The following is a 22,370-nucleotide window of genomic DNA, read 5'->3' on the forward strand; positions in this document are numbered from 1 at the left end:
TTCAAACCGGAAGATCCCGTTTAAGTAGAGAGCGTTACCCAGTCAATGACAAGGAGGCGTTACCATGTCTGAACATAATCATGTAGTGAACAAGAACGGTGAGCTGGATGTGAGTAAGGTCAGTGACGCGATGGACCGGATTGATGATGGGGAGAAGGAGAGGATCCTGGCCGATTTTGATGCCTTCCAATCCTATTTGAATAAGCGAATTCAGCTTGCCGAGAGCATTGGGTTGAATGAAGAGCAGCTGGCGCAGGCAGCAGAGAAGGTAGCTGGCTATCTGGCTGCAAACGAGGAGCCCCGGAATTCCGAAGAGAAGCTTCTTCAGGAGTTATGGAAGGTCGGAACCCAAGCGGAGCAGCATCAACTGGCTCATCTGCTTGTGAAGCTGGCTCAGAAACGTACGGCTTCATAAGGCAAAGTATGAGATGGAAATCCTTCCCGGCCGACTTGCCGTGGAAGGATTTTTGGGTTCAAGAGTAGTAATTAACATACTTATAGGGATGTAGGGATGGATATTAATTTCTATACATAATATGCATGCAAGATATGCATGCAAGCTAGACTTGCTTGTCCGCCCCTGGCTTCGGTATCGTATCTAGGTGCAACGAAAAGGTATCTAGGTGCAACGAAATAATACCCAGGTGTAACGAAGAGGTATCTAAGTGCAACGAAATCGCTGTGACGATGGCCAGAACCCCGCCGAACGCCGAGGCTAACGGACATCAGATACGTTATTTCCCTGTTATGAGGTCCATTTATCGTTCTTTCGGACACCACAGCCGTTATTTAGCTTGGAAACAGTCAAAATACCGTCTTTTCAGATGAATAACGGATCTCCTGTCCGTTCGTTTCGCTCAAAACCCCATTTTCTACGAAATAAGGTCTCCTGAGTCCGTTAGACTTTGAGTGAACGCAGGACGCTGCTCCAGCGCTCGGCAAGACTTACAATTACCGCTCTTCTGTCGCACTGCAGGACGCGCTCTACCGTTGGCCTAACATACTATTTGGTACATTGTGCGAACTGCTCCCTATATGATCTCCAATGTCTTCATTTCATGTGAGCTGGGAAACAACGAAGAATATGAGGGGGAGTTGCTTGAATGTCTCTGGTGATTCATGAGCAGAGAAAGCCCAAAATGCAGCCTTTTTATTGGGTGATTACGTTTGAAATGCACGTGCTGGGCATACTGCTTGGCCTGACCCTGACACTGGGTCCTTTGATTTTACTGTACCTCTGGACCAATGTCTGGACCTGGATCAGTCTGGCTGCCATACCTGCTGGTATCTTCATGATGATTCGTCTGTCTAGAAGCCTGAAAGGGCATATCTGGAACAATACGCATCTGGACGAGTACTTGTTATTCGAAGATCATATTGAGTACGAGAGATGGGACCCGGAAACGAAAGACTCCCTGAAGGGGAGCCTTAGGATCGGTGACATCAAGGAGATATACTATGGGCGATACATCTTTCAATTCAGCTATGCTTATAAGAAGAGCAAAATGACCGAATCCGTGCCTATGGCAGAATTAATGCCGATTATGTACCTCGTCGCGGGAGAAGGGCAGACAGAACGTGCCGTTGCCATTCCATTCACTGATCCGATGGAGGCGAATCGTTGGCTGGAGGTAATCAGCAGAAGGGACATCCCCTTATACCTGATGTCCATCATCATTCAAGATCTGGGAGATGAATCGGTTGCGTCTTTGCTTCGCGAGGATGAGGATTTAGAGCGTGCCGAATTTGATGGCAATATGGAGCGGCAATTCCGGCCTTACCTGGACCGTCTGGTGCAGGAGAACGAAGAGGAAGACCGGGAATTAACGGAGGAGGAGCTTAATCAGCTGGAATACGAGATGAAGCTCCTCGAATACGAAGAGGCGCTGCAAAAGCGAAGATCGGCTTTCCGTGGAACCGGTTTACTTGCTTGGCTGATTTTTCCGGTTCAGTTCGCCATCGGTTTTTGGCTGACGCGTCAGGCAGAGTTGGGGAACGCGGACCCGGAACAGCGGCTATACCCTATTCTGCTTGTTGCACTCTCCGCGATCCTATTCTTCTTCCTGGTAAAATGGATGCGCTGGCTCCAGATCATCATGTTCTCATTGGTTACCTTTATATCGTTTATGTTCTTGGACTTTTCCGAGATCGAAACGGATCCTTCGTACCAAATGTCCAGCATGCTCCTTGCTATAGCTATGCTGTCACTGCCTGTGGTTGGTCTTTTCTATTTGGGTATCCGGTATATCCGCAAAGGAAGGGATGCGAAGAACCTGCCGCCGATGCCGGGGCCGTATCAGCCTCTTCCTGATAACGATAAGCCGGGGATCCAGCCTGGAGACCATCTGTCAACTTAATACACTTAATACGAAAACGAGAAAAACGCACCCTTCACATTTGGGGGTGCATTTCGTATCGGTATCTGTAGGTTTCCATAGGCTGGCTGGTAAAGGCGGTGTCGAGCTTCTTCTTCTCGCCGGGGGCAAGGGTTACGTTCTTGTACATCTCGGTGAAAACTTCCTCATCGTTCTGATCGTATACGAACAAGGTAATGTGACCACGAAATGTTTGGCTCTCGTGGTAGTTGCCGGCATAGATCACAATGTCCGCATCATCCTCGTTTTTATAGGCTCCAGCGTGGAGCAAGATGTAGTCTTTAAAGCTTCGCAGCTCGGAACTTGCCTTCTTGTCCTCAAAATTCTGATCCAAATCGGTCAGCATCGTTTCTTCTTTGTAAAGGGATTCCTGGGTGATCAGGCCAATGGGGATCGTCAGTATAAAATAGAAGGCCAGCGTCGATAGCCCAGTGCTGCGCAGCACGGTCTTTCGGTTATACCCCCCTTTGATTAAGCCGATGAAGGCAATCAGTGCGAGCACAATGACAATGAGATGCCATGGGGATATGAACATTTCGGGATAACAGTTTCATTTCTTTTCCTCGCTTACTGTTGTTGATACGGAATCGTGCAATATTTTTCCAAACTTAAATTATTACCCTGCTTACTTGCTGATTAAACAGCTGTTATTAGTCTATGTAAATTTTGTTTAAAGAGGTTATACATTCATCATAATGGATTTGCGGGTGGCGGAGTAGAGATGTTGGAACCGAAAATTTGGTTTAGGGCCATTTATTCGATATGATGGAGGGAGATTGGCTAGGTTGTTGCGCTTGAAAAGCATGCCATCCATTCAAAACAAGCCGGGGAGGAGATTCGAAGATGTCAGTTTATGAATATCATGCAACCAATACCAAAGGTCAGGAAGTCTCGCTCGATCAGTATTCAGGCAAGGTTCTAATTATTGCAAATACGGCAAGCCAGTGCGGACTTACGCCGCAATACGGAGAGCTTCAGCAGCTGTATGACCAATACAGCCAGCAAGGGCTGCAGGTTCTTGGCTTCCCGTGCAATCAGTTTGGCGGACAGGAGCCGGGTACAAGTGAAGAGGCCGAATCGTTCTGTCAATTGAATTATGGTGTGAATTTCCCAATCTTTGCGAAGATTGACGTCAATGGGGAAGAAACGCATCCGTTATTTCAATATTTGAAATCCGAGCAACCAGGACCGAATGAAGGCGGAGAGATCGCTTGGAATTTCACCAAGTTTCTGGTAGACCGCGAGGGTAAGGTGGTTCAGCGGTTCGAACCGAGGGATACGCCGGAATCGATGAAGAGTGCCATTGAATCTCTGCTTGGTTAGTAGCAGGAAGTAACGATTACATAACAGGGCTGTTTTCTTTGGGGGGATTTGCCTCTGAGGAGAACAGTCCTGTTTTTCTCTTGGACACCACTTCGGTCAACCGGATTAATTGACAGTGTCTTAAAAAACACTGAGCGCAAGTATCATTCCATTAGATCAGGAGAAGCAAGATCCTTCAAGGCAGCACGTATAGGATAGATGATTCTTGAATCAACTTCATGAGGCTGGGCTCTTATAGCTTACCCTGATACCGAACCCGTATTCTTGGTCAACTTCTTTTATCATTATAACTATGTGAAATTATGAACAATATGTGAATAACGCAATTACCTATTGAACTGTGAAATTAATCACATTATAATAAGGGCATGAAGTGAAAACATTCACAAATAATATTACCAGTCACCACATTCATGCTCAACAAGCGTTACCAAGCATGAATCCAGGCAAAAGAGCTCATCTTAATCAAATATAAAGCTTCATACTTGGAGGAGGAAAAACCATGAAAGTAGCAGTTATCGGTTGTACCCATGCAGGAACGGCCGCCATCGTGAATACCGCCAAACTTTACCCAGAAGCCCAGATCACCGTTTATGAACGCAATGATAACATCTCATTCCTGTCTTGCGGCATCGCGCTTTACGTTGGAGGCGTTGTAAAAGACCCTGACGGTTTGTTCTACTCTTCACCTCAGAAGCTCGACGAGCTGGGTGTTGAAACCAAGATGAAGCATGAGATTATCTCGGTGGATACGGATAAGAAAAGCTTGAAAGTTCGGAACCTGGTTACAGAAGAAATTTTTGATGATACCTATGATAAACTGATTATCACAACCGGATCATGGCCAATCGTACCGAAGCTTGAAGGCATCGATCTCAATAATATTCTGCTCTGCAAAAACTACAATCATTCCAATGCGATCATTGAAAAAGCGCAGGAATCGAAACACATTACGGTTGTCGGCGCCGGTTATATCGGCGTGGAGCTTGTCGAAGCCTTCCAGCAGAACGGCAAGCAGGTTACGCTGATTGATAGTGCTGACCGCATTCTAAACAAATATCTGGACCCTGAATTTAGCGGCAAGATCGAGGAATCCTTCCGTGAAAAAGGGATTGAGATGGCCCTGGGTCAGACCGTGACTTCTTTCCAAGGCGAGAATGGCAAGGTGAACAAGGTCATCACCGATAAAGGTGAGATCGACACGGATCTGGTGATCCTCTGCATCGGCTTCCGTCCAAATACGGAGCTGCTGAAGGGGCAAGTGGATATGCTGAAAAATGGCGCCATCGTCGTGGATCAATATATGCAAAGCAGCAAGCAGGATGTATATGCAGCGGGCGATTGCTGCTCCGTACACTATAACCCGACGGGTAAAATGATGTACATTCCGCTGGCAACTAACGCCGTCCGGATGGGTACGCTCGTTGCACGCAATCTTGTGCAGCCGACAACCCCATATATGGGAACGCAAGGTACGTCGGGATTGAAAATATACGAACACAACATTGCTTCGACGGGATTGACCGAAGGAGCCGCCAAGGACGAAGGCTTGAAAGTGGAGACAATCACCATTACGGATCATTACCGTCCGGAATTCATGCCTACCTTCGAAGAGGTTACGCTGAAGGTGGTATATGAGCAAGACAGCCGCCGGATGCTTGGTGCACAGGTCATTTCCAAAGTGGATATGACGCAATCCATTAACACGCTGTCGGTGTGCATACAGAATCGGATGACGATTGATCAATTGGCCTTCATCGACTTCTTCTTCCAGCCGCATTACAACAAACCGTGGAATTTCCTTAACACGGCTGGACTGCAGGCATTGCCGGCGGTCGAGACGAAAGCACCGGTGCATTCGTAATCCTATTTACTTGCGAGACCCCTGATTTGGGGGTCTTTTTCTTGTTTTTGAAGGATTATGGATTTTGACAGCGAATTGGAAAATATCCGGACATGTAGATATCGACTTACAGGAGGTAGGATAAATTATGAATAAAAAAGTAATGCTGGCTTCGGCTGTATTGTTCTCCATGCTGCTGACGGCTGCTTGTTCCAATGATCAGGCTGATCCGCCCGCAGAAACTCCGCCGGCTGTTGTGGATAGCGAGGGGACAGGTCAGACGGACACATCTGAAGAGCAGCCGCCTGCAGAACCAACCCAAGGTGAGGACCAACCGGCCGACAACGCAGAGGTGAAGCCGATCGACGAACCTGCCGCGGTGGGCGATACGGTGGATTATCACGGCACGGTCATTACGCTGAACGGCGTACGCGAATCCGAAGGGGACGAGTACTTAAAGCCCCAGCCGGGTCATACGTTTAAGGTGGTTGACATTACCGTGAAGAACAATGGCCAGGAGCCGCTGGTCATCTCTTCCGCGCTTTCTTTTTCCCTGACGGATTCGAGCGATCTTAACTATACGGTTCCCATTACGGATGACGTGAAGATGCTGGACGGCACCATTGCCCCAGGCGGCGAGTTGACAGGAGAAATTCCGTACGAAGTGAAACAGGGGGTTACGGGGCTGCAGCTGAGTTATGGCGATCCGATGAAAGAAGGAAGGGCCATTTGGGCAGTGGAATAAAAAATATGATATTTATTTCGGGATGTACAAGTAATGAGAGGATTTTGCTTAGGCAAAGTCCTTTTTTCTATGTCATTGTCAAAGGCGTTGCTTTACATGTGGGAATGTTTTCAGTATGATTAAACCGTACAGTCGGTTTTTTATTTAGAGTAGCGTTCATCAACTTTATATTCATTTTTATTAGGGGAAACAGGTTTCCGTTTGTGATGGCGGACTATTATTTCCAAGCAAGGAGTGCTTACAACGATGTCTTCAGAAAAAGCGCAGCGAAAGCGGGATTTGATTCTGGATAAAGCGAAGGAGCTGTTCATCCAGCGCGGGTATGCGGCAACATCCATGGATGAACTGGTCAAGTATACGGGGGCCAGTAAGGGAAGCATCTATTATCACTTTGAGAGCAAGGAAGATTTGTTCGTCAAGCTGCTGGCGAAACAGAATCAGGAATGGATGGAAGCCTGGAACGATAAAAAAGCCCGTTACGCCAGCTTCGAGGAGAAGCTGTACGGCATTGCCGATCATATGGTCGATGACTTCCAGAATCCGCTCACCAAGATCGCGGAGGAGTTCTATATCAATCAGCCGGAGAATAAGACGATTGTGGGCGAGATGCTGGCGATTCTGCAAGGTCCGCGTACCCTCTACCGCGAGATTTTGACGGAGGGAGCGGATGAGGGACGGATACCGGCAGAAGATGTCGAGGAGATATCCGTCATTTTTGGCGCGCTTCTGGATGGAATGTCGATTTGGTACTATGAACGTTCTCAGGAGGAATCGAGACTGCTGTACCGTAAGGGAGTAACTTACTTTTTAAACGGTGTGTTATCGAGTCAAGGTTCGTAGTGTATTGGAGGATTTATCGGAAACGCTTCTGTTGGTTTGCAAGCGGGGGGTGGGCGTTTCCGCACAAATAATTAAACCGAATAGTCGGTTTTAATGGGGGATGGAATATGAGGCATTTGTTTGGCAACCGCGCGTTTGTGCTGCTGATGGTTTCGGATTTTATGCAAAATATCGGGATCTGGATCCGCAACATGGCGCTGTTGTTCTTTATTATGGAGAAGAGCAACCATGACCCGGTCGCCGTATCGCTGCTTACCGTAATTGAATACGCGCCCATCTTTGTGATCTCCATGATTGGCGGCGTACTGGCTGACCGTTGGCGTCCCAAACGAACGATGATCTGGGGAGACATTTTAAGCTTTTTATCCATACTGCTTATCCTGTTTGTTGTGTATGCGGGATATTGGCAGGCCGTGTTTGCGGTGACCCTGGTCTCGGCCGTTGTATCCCAATTCTCGCAGCCTTCGTCCATGAAGATCATCAAGCGCTGCTTACCGGATGAGCATGTGCCCGCGGCCACGGCTTTGTCCCAGACCTCGATGTCGCTGTTCATCATTTTGGGACCGATGGTCGGCACGACGATCTATCAAGCTTTTGGAATGCAGGCTTCTTTAATCAGCCTGTTGGTTCTATTCGGCGCTTCGGCGATTGTGCTGGCGTTTCTCCCTTCCAGTGTGGATGAGCCCTCTAACCATTCGGAATCGACCGGTTCATTTATGAAGGACTTGAAGGCAGGCTTCACTTACATCGGCTCCAGTCGGCTGCTGAAGGTGCTGCTGGTGGTTTACGTTTTATTGGCGCTCGGCAGCGGACTTGTTCAGCCGCTCGATATCTTTGTCATCACGGAGCGTCTACAGTTGGCAATGTCCAGCGTTCAGTGGTTCACCGCGCTAGAGGGTCTTGGCATGTTGATTGGCGGCGTGCTGGCCGCTGTGATTGCAGGGAGAGTGAAAGGCTCCTACCTGCTGTTTGCCGGGCTTGCCTTCCTTGGCCTCTCGACCTTTGTCGAGGTGCTGTCCCAGTGGCCGATCTTAACCGGTACGATGCGCTTCGTAACCGGGGTGCTGATGGCGATGGCGCAGACCGTATTGATGGCTGTGATGATGCGGCAGGTGGAAGAGAAATTCATCGGTCGGCTGAACGGCGTGATGACACCGATGTTTACCGGCATGCTGCTCATCGGCTCCGGGTTTACGGGATGGTATATGTCGGCAACCTCCATTGTCGTCGTGTATTTCACGGCAGGTGCGCTCTTCCTGCTGTCGTCCTTCATTAGCATGAAGCTTCCGATCTCGAACGTTCCGGTTCAGGAGAAGGAAACGCCTGTTAGGGTAGAGACTGCCGCCGAGGCGTAGGCTGCTGGTTTTGAACATGATGGTGGTATAAAGGCATAGGCTTTCCGGGTTAGAACATGATGGTTGGTTAAAGCATCAACCAAGCGGTGTCGGGATCCTCTCCGACACCGCTATTTTACATGTACCGCTCGCTCGGATTCGAGCGAATGAGTCAGGGCAAATCAAGAGCAGCCAGGACAGAGGCTGTCTTGTCCCCTCTGACGCACGCGATCGTGATATAATTCACGTTCTTGCTATGGAGGCTGCGGTACAATATGGGTAACTGTAAACAGAAACATCAGACGCTGCATTCGAGAGATTTCAGGACGGAATGCGGGAGAAATGGGGGAGCGGCCATGGCCTATTACAAACCTGATCGCATTGCGGAGATCACCTTGGAGAACGGGGTGAAAAAAGCACATAACTCCGCTATGAACGTGATGATATTAGGATTTTTGGCGGGTGCTTTTATTGCACTCGGCTTTTTGCTGGATATTCGCGTAATTGCCGGAGCATCGGAGGCTTGGGGAGGCATTGCCGGTTTTATAGGCGCGGCAATATTCCCTGTCGGACTGATTCTTGTATTGCTAGCGGGCGGAGAGCTGCTGACAGGCAACATGATGGCCGTGTCCCTGGCCAGATTCAAGAAGCGGATTTCCACGGAAGAAATGGTACGAAATTTAGCTCTTGTCACGGTAAGCAATATGGCAGGGGCGTTGTTCGTCGCTTATTTCTTTGGTCACGTGACGGGTCTGACAGGCAGCGGCGTTTATCTGGAGAAGCTGGTGGCCATGGCAGGTCATAAGATCGACGACAGCTTCCTGCAGGCCTTCTTGTCGGGCATCGGGTGCAACTGGCTCGTGGCGCTCGCCGTGTGGCTGTCCTACGGATCGGATCAGATGAGTGGCAAAATTCTCGGGATCTGGTTTCCGACGATGGCGTTTGTAGCCATTGGCTTTCAGCACGTGGTGGCCAATATGTTCCTCATTCCGGCAGCGATATTTGAAGGATATTACAGCTGGGGCGAGTATCTGGTGAACTTCATTCCGGTATGGCTTGGCAATTTCGTCGGAGGCGCGCTGTTTGTGGGAGCTGCCTACGGGACCGTATATTTGAAGAAGGATGATAAGGTTGAGGTCATGCTTCGCGGCGAACAAGACGCCGCACTGCCGTCTGCGCCAACTACCGGCACTGCTCAACAGGTTCATTCTGCGCAGAATGTTTCTTAATATCCCGAAGCCTGGTAAGCGTCTAGGCGGAGGGAAAAAAGCTGCGATTGACCGCTCCCTTAAGAATAGGGATCGGATGATCGCAGCTTTTTTAACGTTGTTGGCGGAGTGGATTCCTTGTATAAGTCGCAGCGGAACAAGCCCGCTATTTTTTTAAATGGTAAGGTACTGTGGTGATAATCACATCTCTCCGATACAGTAAATGTGCGCGAATGAGCAAGCTGGACTGATTGTGCAGGAAGTTATGCCAGCCCTTCTTGGGGATGAACTGCGGTATGACAACGGTAACCTGATAGTGGGATTCGCTTGCCTTCCGCTGCACGGTATCGATGAATTTGGTCAGCGGCTGAATGATGCTCCGATAAGGCGAGTGCAGCGTCACCAGCCGGATGTCCGGCTGCCACTTCTTCCATTTTTCCTGGAAGGCCGCCTCGTCCTCCCGCTCGAACGGCACGTACACCGCGATAATTTGTCCTGCTCCCAGTGATTTGGCATAATTCAGCGAGTTCTCCACCACATGCGTGATTCCCGCCACAGGCAGAATAATAACATTTCCCTCAATCGGCTTAACCGGCTCACAGGTCGTAATTCGCAGCTGGTCTGCTACGGCCTCATAATGTTTGTGGATTCGTGTGAAGATCCAAATGATCAGCGGCAGGAAAATCAAGACGGTCCACACTTGGGCGAATTTCGTGAAAAAGAAGATCATCGTCACGATAAAGCTAATGCATGCGCCGGTGGTATTAATGATCAGCTTGACGATCCATCCTTCAGGCTTTTCTCGAAGCCACTTCACCATCATCCCTGTTTGGGAGAGGGTAAAAGGGATAAACACGCCGACGGCATACAGAGGAATCAGATGCTCGGTTTTGCCTTCGAAAGCCAGCAGCAACAGAATGGAGAAGAACCCAAGTATGATAATCCCGTTTGAATATCCCAGACGGTCCCCCCGGACGGTGAACATTCGGGGAATAAATTTATCCTTCGCCAGATTAACGGCAAGCAGCGGGAAGGCGGAATATCCCGTGTTGGCGGCCAGGATCAGAATGAGAGCCGTTGTTCCTTGGATAAAGTAATAAAAAACGTTTCGTCCAAAGGTATGCTCGGCAATCTGGGAAACGACAGTGACTTGCTCGCTGGGGCTAACCCCATAGTAATAGGCCAGGAATACGATGCCCGAAAATAACATTGCCAGCAAGGATCCCATCGCGACCAAGGTTTTGGCCGCATTATTCGGAGCGGGATCCTTGAAGTTCGGGATGGCGTTAGAAATGGCTTCAACGCCGGTCAGGGCAGAGCTGCCCGAGGCAAATGCCCGCAGGAGCAGGAATAAGCTGAGACCGGCGACAGGCGTGCCGATCGGCGTGTGAAGCTCTGGTGATGCATGGCCTGTAGCTATGTTGAATATTCCGACGCCAATCAGGATAAACAGCGCCAGTACAAACAAGTAAACCGGATAAGCCAATATGGTGGCCGACTCCGTAACCCCTCTTAAATTGAGTACGGTCAAACATAGAACGAACACGATGGAGATGGGCAGATTGTAGGCATGCAGTTCCGGAAAAGCCGACGTGATCGCGTCCGTCCCCGCCGATACGCTGACCGCAACCGTCAGGATGTAGTCGACCAGCAGGGAGCCGCCAGCGACCAATCCTGGATTCATCCCTAAATTCCGTTTGGAAACCACGTAGGCTCCGCCGCCATGCGGATATGAGAAAATAATTTGTCTATATGATAGGATAAGTGCCAGCAATAAGACCAGGACCCCGACGGCAATCGGTATGGAATACCAATAGGCAGCCGCGCCAACGGTCATCAAGACGATCAGAATTTGTTCAGGTCCATAGGCCACGGACGACAAGGCGTCGGATGAAAGGATGGCCAGCGCTTTGGTTTTGTTCAGCTTTTGCTCGCCCAATTCCGTTGATTTAAGCGGTCTTCCGATGAGGAATCGTTTGATAGAAGATAACATGTTTTTCACCGCCGATCTAAGAATAGGTACATGATGGGAGCTGCTTGAAGTGAGTTCAATCGGTGTGCCTCATGTGCTGGACATATGGGCTATCTCCATTCCAATATTGATTTTTGGCAAACAAAAAACACAGGTTAGAACCCTGTGTTTGATCACAAGTTCACAACCCTCTCCATCAACGCTGACGAGGTTAGCTGTCGGATTCGGGCGGTGAGAGTCGCCCTACCTGATAATAGTCGCGGCGTACGTACGCGCTGCATCAGGATTCACCCCATAGTATGGTTGACAGATCCTATAGGTATCCATCCATACGTGTGGTTCCCCCGCTTTCCAAATTGGAAATTAAGCGAATGTCATGTGAATATGAAGAATGATTTCGAAGCTGAATAGTATATTACGCCTGCTCAAATCTTTTGTAAAACACCCTCCAACGAAGAATAAAGCAGAATTATTTATAAAAAATGACAGATAAGCGCTTACATAAATATGTGGCTTTGACAGGCTTTGTTTTTTGCATGTTTGCTACAGAAAGCATGACTTTCTATGATGCGTAAGTGGCAAGTAGCTCAGATGTGATGCGATAGACGCTGCATACAAACAAATTCGCCATGCCGGTCTCGGGGGAGGAGACATGGGCATGGCGAATTTTTTGGGAGTGGTCCATGATTTGGCAAGGAAGAGTAAGGGTCTGGGTTCCTCTTCGTTGCTCTTGATAGGAATATACCCGGGAGGATGTAGTGTGAAACACCTGCTCAGAAAAAAATGTAAGACTTTACTGGAGCCCTGATTTTCTTTTAAGATAAGGGGATATGATTCAGCGTGTACAAGGGGGAATGAACGAAATGACTCAAGCGATGATTCATCAGGAGAATGGTGTGTTTCCGGCGGTATGTCCGTTGGATTGCCCCGATACTTGCGGCCTGCTGCTGCATAAAGAGAACGGAAAAATCGTGAAGGTTACCGGCAATCCGGATCATCCGATGACGCAGGGAGCCATCTGTAATAAAGTCCGTAATATGGCACATCGGGTGTATCATCCCGAGCGCGTGCTTTATCCGCTGCGGAGGGTAGGGCCCAAGGGTGAGGGGGCTTTCGAGCGAATCAGCTGGGATGAAGCGATTCAGGAGATTACCGAGCGCTACAAGAAGCTGATCGAGGAGCATGGCTCTGAGAGCATTCTACCATACAGCTTCTATGGCAATATGGGGATATTGAGCGTGGACGGCATGGATCGGAGATTCTTCAACAGGCTGGGTGCCAGCCGTCTGAAGCAGTCGATCTGCAATTCCGCGGGCAATGAGGGCTGGAAATCGGTGATGGGGTTTAATGGAGGCACCGTCCCGGAGGATACCGTTCATGCTGATGTCATTATCGTCTGGGGCGGTAACATCGTCAGCACCAATATGCACCAGGTCGTGCTGGCAGAGAAAGCGCGCAAGGCCGGTGCCAAGGTCGTTGTGATCGATGTTCATAAGAACCAGACAGGGCAATGGTCGGATTGGTTCATTCCGCTGTTTCCGGGCACAGATGCGGCACTGGCCGTCGGCCTCATGCACATCATGTTCCGAGATGGCATGGTGAATGAGAAATTCCTCCGGCAGTATACGCTCGGGCATGAAGCCTTGCGTGAGCATGTCAAAGACTATACGCCGGAGCATGTATCCTCCATTACCGGCATTCCGGTAGAGGATATCGAGAAGCTGGCCGAGCTGTACGGCCGGGCCGATACTTCCTACATTCATATCGGTAACGGTCTTCAGCATCACGACAATGGCGGCTTGACGGTGCGCAGCATCGCGGCGCTTCCGGCCTTGACCGGACAATGGCTGAAGCGGGGCGGAGGAGCTGCCAAGTCGAACGGCGGCTACAACAGCATGGATAGCGATGCACTGGAGCGTCCGGATCTCCGGCCGAATCCGAATGCCCGGATCATTAACATGAACCGGATCGGCGAGGCGCTCGCCATGACCGAACAGCCGATTAAGTCGGTCTTTGTCTATTGCAGCAACCCGCTGGTTGTCGCCCCTGACACCGGGCGGGTGCGCGAAGGGTTTGCAAGGGAGGATCTGTTTACCGTCGTACATGATCTGTTCATGACGGATACAGCCAAGTATGCGGATATCGTGCTTCCGGCAACCTCCTCATTTGAGAATACGGATTTATTCGGTTCTTACTGGCATCAGTATATCCAGCTGCAGGAGCCGGTCATTCCGGCGCTCGGGGAGAGCAAGAGCAACGTGGAGCTGTTCTCTTTGCTGGGCCGGGCCATGGGTTTCACCGACCCGGCCTTCCATGAGAACGAAGAGGAGATGATGGCAAGAGCGCTCGACTTCCCGGACAACCCTTATCTGAACGGCGTCACGCTGGACAAGCTAAAGGAACACCGCTATGTGAAACTTGACATGACGCCGCTTGAAACATATCTGGATCGTTTGCCGACGCCTTCGGGCCGGATCGAGCTTTACTCCGCGAAGTTGGAGGAAGCAGGTCTTCCGCCTCTTCCGACTTACGTGCCTTTGAAGGAAGGCTACGACGGCGTAAGGCGTGGCCGCGGGCACAAATACCCGCTCATGTTCATTTCGCCGCCAAACCACAACTTCCTGAATTCGACCTTTGCGAATGTGGAGAAGCATCAGAAGCTGGAGAAGGAGCCTGCCCTGCAGATTCATCCGGCAGATGCAGAGGAACGCGGTATAGTGGACGGAGACATGGTCACGGTATACAACGACCGTGGAACCTACGAAGTCCGAGCCAAGGTGACGGATAAAATGCTGCCGGGCACCGTAGTCAGCCAAGGCTTGTGGTGGGAAGGCGAAGGCAGGAAGCAGCGCGCCAATGCCCTTACACCCGACAGGTTGTCGGACATGGGCGAAGGAGCTACCTTCTTCTCAACGGTGGTAGAGGTCAGGACTACAATAACCGGTGCTTAAAAAGATGAATACAAAAGACTGTCTTGAGGGTCTATATGACCTGAAGGCAGTCTTTTTTTTCAAGGGTTAGCATCCTTGTCGCGCAAGAAATACCTCTGCCAAATAAGGTCTGTCTACTGAGAAAGTACGTCGATAGACGGTTATTTTAATTGGCTGGAACGGATGAAACATTCAGGTAGAAGTATAAAAAATCGGGCTTTTATTATATAGCTTCAATATATTTCCATGGGTAGAATGGTACTAAGACAATTGCAAGCGGTTTCGAAGTCGCAGATTTCAGAGAACCGGCATGTATTTACATCAATTTGTAACAGGAGGATAAATATGCCGCAAGCTACTACAGAACAGCAACCATCACCCATTTCCCGGCAGCCAAAGGTCCATAATAAAAGTTTATTTAGGCGCTTAATGAAGCAATGGGATGTTCAGCTGATGGTTATTCCAGGAGTTATTCTGGTTTTCATTTTTGCCTATCTGCCGATGTACGGTGTAATTACCGGATTTATGGATTACAGCATTTTTACTGGTTCACGGATTTTTGAGAATCCATGGGTAGGCTTTAAACATTTTGAGGCTTTTTTTAATGCCCCAGAGTTTGAGAGGATTATTCGGAATACGATTGTAATCAGTTTACTTAAATTCTTTATTGGTTTTCCGGCACCGATTATTCTCGCACTGATGTTGAATGAAGTTCGACATATGTTCTTCAAAAGAGTGATCCAGACTATTACCTACTTGCCTCACTTTTTGTCCTGGGTTATTGTCGCGGGATTTGTGATGGCAATGCTATCCACAGAGAACGGTAGTGTGAATATGCTGCTGCAGAGTGTGGGAGCAATTGATGAACCGATCAACTTCCTTTCTCTAAAACAATACTTCTGGACAATTCTGATTTCGGCCAACGTATGGAAAGAGATTGGATTTAACTCGATTGTATATCTCGCCGCCATAGCTAGTATAGATCCGGCACTGTATGAAGCCGCAGATATTGACGGGGCTAGCAAGACGAAGCAGATCTATCTAATTACGGTTCCTTCGATTATGCCAGTCGTTATCATCTTTATGATACTTGCAATCGGTAACCTGCTCAATGCAGGATTCGAGGATATCTTGCTGTTGGCCTCTAACCCTGTATTAAGGCCGGTAGCCGACGTTGTAGATACATATGTTTACCGAGTCGGTCTAGGGGCAAATCGCTATTCTTACGGGGTTGCTATCGGATTGTTCAAAGCGGTCATCAGCATAATACTGCTTACGATCGCTAACTATGCGGCCCGAAGATCCGGTAACAGTCTATGGTAATAATCAGTAGCAATCAGGAGGTACAGCATGCTAAAAAGAATTAGCACTGGTGACAAGATCGTGCTTGTCTTAATCTATACATTTCTTACTTTATTGGCCTTTTCAGCGCTTTATCCATTCTGGAATGCTGTGGCCGTATCCTTTAACCAGGGTGTGGACACCGCTAAAGGCGGGATTACCTTCTGGCCTCGGGAATTCACACTGGAGAATTACAAAATTATATTAGATGATGACCGATTAGCTAATGGATTCTTTATATCCGTTAGTCGGACCATAGTCGGAACCGCAACGTCAATTTTTATGACCGCCCTCTTGGCATTCGGAATGACTCGTACCTATTTGATCGGTAGGAAATTTTATATGGTGTTCTTTATATTTACGATGTACTTTGCTGGAGGATTGATTCCGTCTTATCTCTTGATCCGTTCGCTTGGTTTGATGAACTCTTTCTGGGTATTTATCATTCCATCCTTAATTAGCGTGTGGAACATGATTATATTCCGGACCTTCTTTAGAGGTCTCCCTGCTGGTTTGGAAGAGTCAGCTAGTATTGATGGCTGCAGCAACTGGGGAATGTTCTTCCGGATTATACTTCCACTGTCCGGTCCGGTTATTGCAACCCTATCATTGCTAACAGCCGTAGGTCACTGGAATGACTGGTTCTTGCCTAGTATTTACATTACTAGTGATAATTTGCTTCCAATACAGACGATATTGCGGCAGACGCTGAATGCCAATATTGTAACGAATTCAAACTCAGTACTTGATAGCGCTTCTGCTATGTTAATGGAACGGTCAAAACAGATCACCTCCAAATCACTCACAATGGCGATGATGATTGTAGTGACACTGCCAATCATTCTTGTATATCCTTTTGTGCAAAAGTACTTTGTTAAAGGTGTTCTTGTAGGCTCGTTGAAAGAGTAGTTTTAAGAACGGTTTAAGGCGAACAGCTTTGAACATATATATTTTTAGAATGAGAGGGGTTTAGTAAATGAGAAAGACAAGAAAGTCTTTGCTGTTGATGGTATCTTTGATTTTCGTACTGGTCACAGCTCTTGCTGGATGCGGCAAATCAGCTGATCCAGCTCCAGCAGCACCGCCTGCAGCAAACGGCGATAGCGGCGAGAAAACGGACCCGCCAGCAGAAGGCAGTGAAGAAGGCAAGTGGGTACTTGGCGAGAAGCCGCTTCAGTTTTCAGCTTATGCTCACTATGAAGGAACAGACTTCCCTAAGTGGGAAAGCGTTCCGCTTGGTAAGTATTTAAGTGAAGAGAAGCAAGTGAAAATCGATGTAATTGCGGCTAATGGAGCACATAAGCAAAAGCTGAGTGCAATGATTGCATCTGACGATCTCCCTGATTTGATCTGGACAGACCGTGACGAACCAATGATTTTAAGCCTTCAAAAAGAAGGTAAGCTCGTTGCATTCGATCCTTGGTTAGATAAATATCCTAACCTGAAAACATGGATGGGCGATCTGGATCTGCTTCGTGCTGACGATGGAAAGATTTACAGATTCCCTAACTGGTACTCATCTAATCCTTATGGTACTGCAGGTTATGTTGTTAACAAGAAAATTTATGATGAGTTAGGTCAGCCACCACTTGAAACAACTGACGATTTGTATAACTACTTGAAGATGGTTAAAGACAAGTATGGTGATACAATTGTTCCATTCGAACCGCACCGGGCGCAGGATAGACAAGGACTTGGGGTATTATATACGGCATTTGGAGAGCAATTAAGCTATTCGAACTTAAAAGCAAACTTGCTTGCTGTTCCAAAGGATGGAAAACTGACTCCGTTACTTACAGATCCAACATTCCGTGAAGCTCAGAAATATATCGCTAAGCTCTACAGAGAGAAACTTATTTCTCAAGATGCATTTAGCCAAACCGAGGATATGGTTAAAGAGAAAGTAATGACTGGCCGGGTGGCTGTATTTGCAGGTTCAAGCCCGACAGATATCGCAGCAAAAGCACAGATTGAATTAACGAAGGACGATCCAAATGGCGGTTATTTCATGATTTGGCCTATTCATAAGCCAGGATTGGATAAGAACAAGATTACTGCAGGTACTTACACGAGCTTTGGATGGAACGCTGCACATATTACTACAGCAGCCGAAGATCCAGAGGCAATCTTCGCATTCCTTGACTGGATGACAGGTCCAGAAGGTATGAACGTTCAATTCTTCGGTCCAGAAGGTAAGAACTGGAAGGGATTCGATGAGAATGGTCAACCAAATTTCACAGAAAATTATGATAGAGAAGAAGTAACAAAAATCTCAGCTGAGAATAGCCCGTGGCAGCTCGTAGGTAATACGAGTTACATTGACCCTGCCAAGTGGAAGTATATGGAAAGCCTTCCTGCTGAAGAACAGCAGTGGGAAGTTCGTTACCAACAAACGGTTACTTGGCCGACACAATTAAACGTTACTGAATTTGTTGGTCTTGATGCTCCTCCAAACTCAGATGAAGATATTATTGCCAAATCTGTGGATGAATTGTTCCTCGAAATTTATGCTAACTCCGTTATGGCGAAGAGTGATGAAGAAGTAGATCAAATTCTTGATCAAGGAAACAAGAGTCTGATGGATCTGGGTTACCAGCAGCTTCTTGATTACCGTACAGCTAAGTGGCAGGCAAATCTTGAGAAACAGAATAAATAATCTTTAATCGAACAATCGTAATGAATCATCCCAATGAGTCCCTCGGACTCTGTGGGATGATTCTGTTTTAGTATCGATTACCCTTGTTTTATATTCGTTAGTTCGTTATGTATAGTATGATATTAGTATGAAAATAAGGGAAATTTTTACAATTGGTTAGGGGGATTACCATGTACAAGGTGCTGCTCGTAGATGATGAGGAACTAGATTTGGAAGGTATGAAGAGGTTCATTCCCTGGGTTGATCTGGGCATGGAAGTAGTAGATGGCATTAATAATGCATTATCGGCATGTGAGATCATTAAGAATAAGGACATTGATATTCTAGTCAGCGACGTTAACATGCCCTATATGTCCGGTCTTGAGCTTGCACGTATTGCATTAGAACATAAACCGAATATACGAATTATATTTGTCAGTGGATATCAGGAATTTAGTTATGTTCAGGAAGCGTTGTCTCTGAAAGCTTATAGTTATGTGCTGAAGCCAATGAACGACAAAGAACTGATCTCGTCATTGCTCAAGGTGAAACGGGATCTTGATGATGAGTTGAAGCATCGCGAAGTGGAGATGGCCTACCAGGAGATGATTCCCATTGTCAAAAGTGATTTTCTCATACGTTTGCTTGAACGGGAAGAATCAGAAGAGTCAGAAGAATCGTTGACAATGATGAGCTTTTCATATGAATTCGACCAGTTGAAGTGGCCAATCCGCATCGCTGTTATGGAGCTCGATAACGTATCATGGCGCCAAGCGGGTAGTCTTTCTTCACAAAGGGAAATGGCGAGGATATTCTTGCAGCAAATTCAGGAGGCTATCGCGGAAATGGGCAAGCTGCTATATTGCAAGCTGTCAACTCAACGGGTAGCGATATTGCTTGAGGATTCCGATGTCATTCAAACGGTAGACGCATTGATAGATAAGCTTCGGCAGCATTTGACAATCTCGATCACGACAGGGCTGGGCGAACCTGTCCATACCTTGAACCAACTCCAGATTACATACCGGCAAGCGGTTGAAGCTGTGGAAGGCAAAATGTTTTTAGGCAAGGGAAGCGTGATTAAGTACGAAGACGTCAGTGCCGAGCCGGGAATGATCGACGCCAAGATTCTAGATGAGCGTATGACTGTTCTCCTGAATGCAATGGAGAAATATGAGCTTGTTCAGATTTGTGATGAGCTGGAGAAATTATTCGGTTCCATTGGAAGTCTGCGCTCACGATTTACCGTACATAATATGTCAAATTATATTATTTGGAAGCTCGAGCAATATTTAAGCAGTAGAAACGAAGATTTGTTTGAGCTGCTGGGCATGGAAATTCATCATCTGGATATTCTGATGCAATTGGAAACCGTTAGCGATATTCGCTCCTGGTTTATACAGCATATATTCGAAATTTCTGAAAGATTGTACGAGAAATCCAATTCGAAGGATAGCAAGTTTATCCGAAGTGTAATCCAAACCATGCGGGAACGTATGAGCGAGAATATAACGATAAAGGATATCGCACAACATTTTTCTTTTTCGCCTAGTCATATCGGATTTCTAATTAAAGAAAAGTCAGGAAATACGTTTAATGAGCTGCTTGTGCAGATGCGCATGGAAAAAGCGTGCGAATTGCTGAAGGAGCCCGGTATCAAAATATACGAGGTCGCCAATCAGGTAGGATACCGCTATCTTCCTTATTTCAGCCGCCAATTTAAAGAAAAATTCGCAATGACACCGATGGAATATCGAAAGAGAGAATTGGGATGAACAATCACTGGATTCCATCATCCAGAACAAATGGCAAGAAGTTGGGATATATACCTATCGGCTACAAGCTCATGTTGACCTTTACAATATTTATATTGCTGTTGGTTTTCGTGAACTTTTATATTTTACATTCTATGTATGATGAGACGATGCGCAAACAAACCCGGGTCAATATCCAGGGGACGCTCAAGCAGATTCGAGATAACGTAGCCTATAAAGTGGACGATATCGTTCAAACATCGGCGACATTGTACGATGATCCTACATTGATTCAGAGCGTCCGCAGGAATTTATCGGGCACGGATAATCATATCCGCATGAACAATGTCATTCTTCCGAAGCTGGAGAGCGCTGCAAAGGCGATAGGTCTTAATTTAAGGCTATCTGTCTATTTTCATAATCAAACGGTGTACGAGAGATATAAAAATTGGGACAACGAGAAAAATCAAGATTTCAACGAACAAACGTATGATATTTACCATATGACTCGAATTTCCAGTGAGTTTTGGTATTTTACACTACCGGAAGAGAAATATAATTCAACGATGATATGGAGGCAGGTAGAAGAGGATGAACGGGATGGGCGGATCTCAATGATTCGACGTTTGGTGGATATGAATAATCCACTCGAGATTAAAGAAATGGGAATCATGCGCTTCAGTGTTCGCTTGTCGCAGCTGTTCGATAGTGTGGATTACACGAAGCTTGGCGAAGGAAGTATGTTATCGGTACTGGATCCCTACGGGAATGTGGTGTTTACTTCCGGCCCATTCGTTGAACATAACACAACCCGCATCAAGGCAGAGCAGTATGCTGCTTTGGCAGCACACGATAAGAAAAATTATTTGATCATCGAAGAAGATTTACCACAGAAGAATTGGAAGATAGTTGCACAAGTTCCGCTTAACATTATTGAACAGGAAGCGAAGAGAGTACGAACCGTTTTGATTGTCATTTGTATCATCTGCATAGTGTTGTTTACATATATGGGGTATGTTATTTCCCAATCCTTCTCCAAGCGAATCCTGAAGATTGTAGGGGTACTCAATGCATTTCGGGAAGGGGATCTGCATAAACGGATCACTTATCGGGGCAAAGGGGAGTTCCCTCAAATTGCGAATGCCTTGAATGCGATGGGTGAGGATATCGAAGCGTTAATAAAAGAAGTGTATTTAACCCAACTTCAAAAGAAGGAAGCCGAGCTTGAAATGCTACAATCGCAGATCAATCCTCATTTCTTATACAATACGCTATCATCCATTAACCAACTTGCGAAATTTGGCGAGACGGAGAAGCTTCAGAATATGGTCGTGCAGTTGGCCCAATTTTATCGACTCACATTAAATTCAGGAAGAATATTGATACCCATAGCATTAGAGATTGAGCAGGCCAATGCGTATTTGGATATTCAAAAGGTAAAATATGGTCAGCGTATGGAAGTCACTTTTGATATCGATACGAATATATGGCCTTACGAGACTATTAAACTGATTTTGCAGCCCTTCATTGAGAATGTACTGAAGCATGCTTGGAGTGGAGATCGAATTCATATTCGCGTTTCAGTTAAGAAAGAAGGAAATGATGTCCTGTACCGGATCATCGATGACGGCCTTGGCATGAAGCAGGGGAGAATCGATGAAATATTCGATCCCCGGGATAACAGCCATATGGGCTGCGGGATTCGAAACATTGACCAGCGAGTGAAGCTGCATTACGGGAGTGAATATGGCGTGTCCATCTTCAGCAAAGTTGGAATAGGCACTTCGGTTCAAATACGCATTCCTGCAAGATCAAGAAATTCAAATCCTGATAAGAAGGCGTCGGGATAGACGGAAAGCTCCGAACCAAGGGGGTATTTGAGAATTAGTGATCCGCTATTAAACGTCCTGTTCGCTGTTATGGTAAAGCGTCAATGAGTGTGCTTGCTAAAAATGGATCTCTCAAGCGATACTAGGATTTGGGCGATAAGAAATGACAAGTAATGTTCATTCTTACAGGATTATAGGAGCATCAAAAAGATGGCGTTCGCCTCTTTCTTTAAGAAGAATT

General features: G+C 47.1%; 16 protein-coding genes and 1 riboswitch. Of the genes, 14 read left to right on the forward strand and 2 right to left on the reverse strand.

Annotation, left to right across the window (positions count from 1 at the left end; translation table 11 throughout):
- Positions 1 to 64: 64 nt before the first annotated feature.
- Together J7E85_RS21935 and J7E85_RS21940 are read left to right on the forward strand one after the other, a co-directional pair.
- Positions 65 to 415, forward strand: a complete 351-nt coding sequence (locus tag J7E85_RS21935) for a DUF3243 domain-containing protein (protein WP_215161493.1) — start codon at positions 65 to 67, stop codon at positions 413 to 415.
- A 688-nt stretch (positions 416 to 1,103) separates the two neighbouring features.
- Positions 1,104 to 2,357, forward strand: coding sequence for a hypothetical protein (locus tag J7E85_RS21940; protein WP_215161495.1), 1,254 nt, complete (start codon positions 1,104 to 1,106; stop codon positions 2,355 to 2,357).
- A 34-nt stretch (positions 2,358 to 2,391) separates the two neighbouring features.
- On the opposite strand, the gene J7E85_RS21945 is transcribed toward J7E85_RS21940, so the two are convergent.
- The gene (locus tag J7E85_RS21945) at positions 2,392 to 2,910 is read right to left on the reverse strand and encodes a hypothetical protein (RefSeq protein ID WP_215161502.1); all 519 of its coding nucleotides are present in this window, start codon (positions 2,908 to 2,910) and stop codon (positions 2,392 to 2,394) included.
- Positions 2,911 to 3,218: 308 nt separating this feature from the next.
- On the opposite strand from J7E85_RS21945, the gene J7E85_RS21950 reads away from it, so the two are divergent.
- The 6 genes from J7E85_RS21950 to J7E85_RS21975 all read left to right on the forward strand — a co-directional run bounded on the left by J7E85_RS21950 (position 3,219) and on the right by J7E85_RS21975 (position 9,689).
- Positions 3,219 to 3,698 (forward strand): glutathione peroxidase, encoded by a 480-nt coding sequence (locus J7E85_RS21950; RefSeq protein ID WP_076323929.1) that lies wholly within the window; start codon positions 3,219 to 3,221, stop codon positions 3,696 to 3,698.
- 502 nt (positions 3,699 to 4,200) lie between these two features.
- Complete coding sequence (locus J7E85_RS21955; protein WP_215161504.1) at positions 4,201 to 5,562, forward strand: FAD-dependent oxidoreductase; 1,362 nt, start codon at positions 4,201 to 4,203, stop codon at positions 5,560 to 5,562.
- 127 nt (positions 5,563 to 5,689) lie between these two features.
- Positions 5,690 to 6,286 (forward strand): DUF4352 domain-containing protein, encoded by a 597-nt coding sequence (locus J7E85_RS21960; protein ID WP_215161506.1) that lies wholly within the window; start codon positions 5,690 to 5,692, stop codon positions 6,284 to 6,286.
- A 246-nt stretch (positions 6,287 to 6,532) separates the two neighbouring features.
- Positions 6,533 to 7,126 carry a TetR/AcrR family transcriptional regulator gene (locus tag J7E85_RS21965; protein WP_215161508.1) on the forward strand — a complete coding sequence of 198 codons (594 nt, stop codon included), beginning with the start codon at positions 6,533 to 6,535 and terminating at the stop codon, positions 7,124 to 7,126.
- 107 nt (positions 7,127 to 7,233) lie between these two features.
- Entirely contained in the window at positions 7,234 to 8,481 is a 1,248-nt protein-coding gene (locus tag J7E85_RS21970) for an MFS transporter (protein WP_215161510.1), read from the forward strand.
- 335 nt (positions 8,482 to 8,816) lie between these two features.
- Positions 8,817 to 9,689, forward strand: a complete 873-nt coding sequence (locus J7E85_RS21975; RefSeq protein ID WP_215161512.1) for a formate/nitrite transporter family protein — start codon at positions 8,817 to 8,819, stop codon at positions 9,687 to 9,689.
- 145 nt (positions 9,690 to 9,834) lie between these two features.
- Here the strand turns inward: J7E85_RS21975 and J7E85_RS21980 are convergent, their stop codons facing one another.
- Positions 9,835 to 11,661, reverse strand: coding sequence for an APC family permease (locus tag J7E85_RS21980; RefSeq protein WP_215161514.1), 1,827 nt, complete (start codon positions 11,659 to 11,661; stop codon positions 9,835 to 9,837).
- Positions 11,662 to 11,824: 163 nt separating this feature from the next.
- Positions 11,825 to 12,020, reverse strand: a riboswitch (cyclic di-AMP (ydaO/yuaA leader).
- A gap of 483 nt (positions 12,021 to 12,503) precedes the next feature.
- Here J7E85_RS21980 and J7E85_RS21985 point away from each other — a divergent pair.
- From J7E85_RS21985 to J7E85_RS22010, 6 genes are all read left to right on the forward strand, one after another.
- On the forward strand, positions 12,504 to 14,591 hold the full coding sequence (locus J7E85_RS21985) for a molybdopterin-containing oxidoreductase family protein (protein ID WP_251035928.1): 2,088 nt from the start codon (positions 12,504 to 12,506) through the stop codon (positions 14,589 to 14,591).
- A 324-nt stretch (positions 14,592 to 14,915) separates the two neighbouring features.
- Positions 14,916 to 15,893 carry an ABC transporter permease subunit gene (locus J7E85_RS21990; protein ID WP_215161518.1) on the forward strand — a complete coding sequence of 326 codons (978 nt, stop codon included), beginning with the start codon at positions 14,916 to 14,918 and terminating at the stop codon, positions 15,891 to 15,893.
- 27 nt (positions 15,894 to 15,920) lie between these two features.
- Entirely contained in the window at positions 15,921 to 16,820 is a 900-nt protein-coding gene (locus J7E85_RS21995; protein WP_215161520.1) for a carbohydrate ABC transporter permease, read from the forward strand.
- Between the two features lie 67 nt (positions 16,821 to 16,887).
- The gene (locus tag J7E85_RS22000; protein ID WP_215161522.1) at positions 16,888 to 18,567 is read left to right on the forward strand and encodes a type 2 periplasmic-binding domain-containing protein; all 1,680 of its coding nucleotides are present in this window, start codon (positions 16,888 to 16,890) and stop codon (positions 18,565 to 18,567) included.
- Positions 18,568 to 18,737: 170 nt separating this feature from the next.
- The gene (locus J7E85_RS22005; RefSeq protein ID WP_215161524.1) at positions 18,738 to 20,321 is read left to right on the forward strand and encodes a response regulator; all 1,584 of its coding nucleotides are present in this window, start codon (positions 18,738 to 18,740) and stop codon (positions 20,319 to 20,321) included.
- A complete protein-coding gene (locus J7E85_RS22010; RefSeq protein ID WP_251035930.1) occupies positions 20,318 to 22,150 on the forward strand; it encodes a cache domain-containing sensor histidine kinase in 1,833 nt (610 codons plus the stop codon). Before J7E85_RS22005 ends, J7E85_RS22010 begins: the two co-directional genes overlap by 4 nt.
- The last annotated feature ends 220 nt before the right edge of the window (positions 22,151 to 22,370 follow it).

Origin of the sequence: Paenibacillus sp. ISL-20, assembly GCF_018613005.1 — a bacterium.
Taxonomy (GTDB): Bacteria; Bacillota; Bacilli; order Paenibacillales; family Paenibacillaceae; genus Paenibacillus_AQ.

Coding starts and splice junctions, on each gene's coding strand:
- J7E85_RS21935 (WP_215161493.1), top strand. CDS start 65: ATGTCTGAACATAATCATGTAGTGAACAAGAACGGTGAGCTGGATGTG.
- J7E85_RS21940 (WP_215161495.1), top strand. CDS start 1,104: ATGTCTCTGGTGATTCATGAGCAGAGAAAGCCCAAAATGCAGCCTTTT.
- J7E85_RS21945 (WP_215161502.1), bottom strand. CDS start 2,910: ATGTTCATATCCCCATGGCATCTCATTGTCATTGTGCTCGCACTGATT.
- J7E85_RS21950 (WP_076323929.1), top strand. CDS start 3,219: ATGTCAGTTTATGAATATCATGCAACCAATACCAAAGGTCAGGAAGTC.
- J7E85_RS21955 (WP_215161504.1), top strand. CDS start 4,201: ATGAAAGTAGCAGTTATCGGTTGTACCCATGCAGGAACGGCCGCCATC.
- J7E85_RS21960 (WP_215161506.1), top strand. CDS start 5,690: ATGAATAAAAAAGTAATGCTGGCTTCGGCTGTATTGTTCTCCATGCTG.
- J7E85_RS21965 (WP_215161508.1), top strand. CDS start 6,533: ATGTCTTCAGAAAAAGCGCAGCGAAAGCGGGATTTGATTCTGGATAAA.
- J7E85_RS21970 (WP_215161510.1), top strand. CDS start 7,234: ATGAGGCATTTGTTTGGCAACCGCGCGTTTGTGCTGCTGATGGTTTCG.
- J7E85_RS21975 (WP_215161512.1), top strand. CDS start 8,817: ATGGCCTATTACAAACCTGATCGCATTGCGGAGATCACCTTGGAGAAC.
- J7E85_RS21980 (WP_215161514.1), bottom strand. CDS start 11,661: ATGTTATCTTCTATCAAACGATTCCTCATCGGAAGACCGCTTAAATCA.
- J7E85_RS21985 (WP_251035928.1), top strand. CDS start 12,504: ATGACTCAAGCGATGATTCATCAGGAGAATGGTGTGTTTCCGGCGGTA.
- J7E85_RS21990 (WP_215161518.1), top strand. CDS start 14,916: ATGCCGCAAGCTACTACAGAACAGCAACCATCACCCATTTCCCGGCAG.
- J7E85_RS21995 (WP_215161520.1), top strand. CDS start 15,921: ATGCTAAAAAGAATTAGCACTGGTGACAAGATCGTGCTTGTCTTAATC.
- J7E85_RS22000 (WP_215161522.1), top strand. CDS start 16,888: ATGAGAAAGACAAGAAAGTCTTTGCTGTTGATGGTATCTTTGATTTTC.
- J7E85_RS22005 (WP_215161524.1), top strand. CDS start 18,738: ATGTACAAGGTGCTGCTCGTAGATGATGAGGAACTAGATTTGGAAGGT.
- J7E85_RS22010 (WP_251035930.1), top strand. CDS start 20,318: ATGAACAATCACTGGATTCCATCATCCAGAACAAATGGCAAGAAGTTG.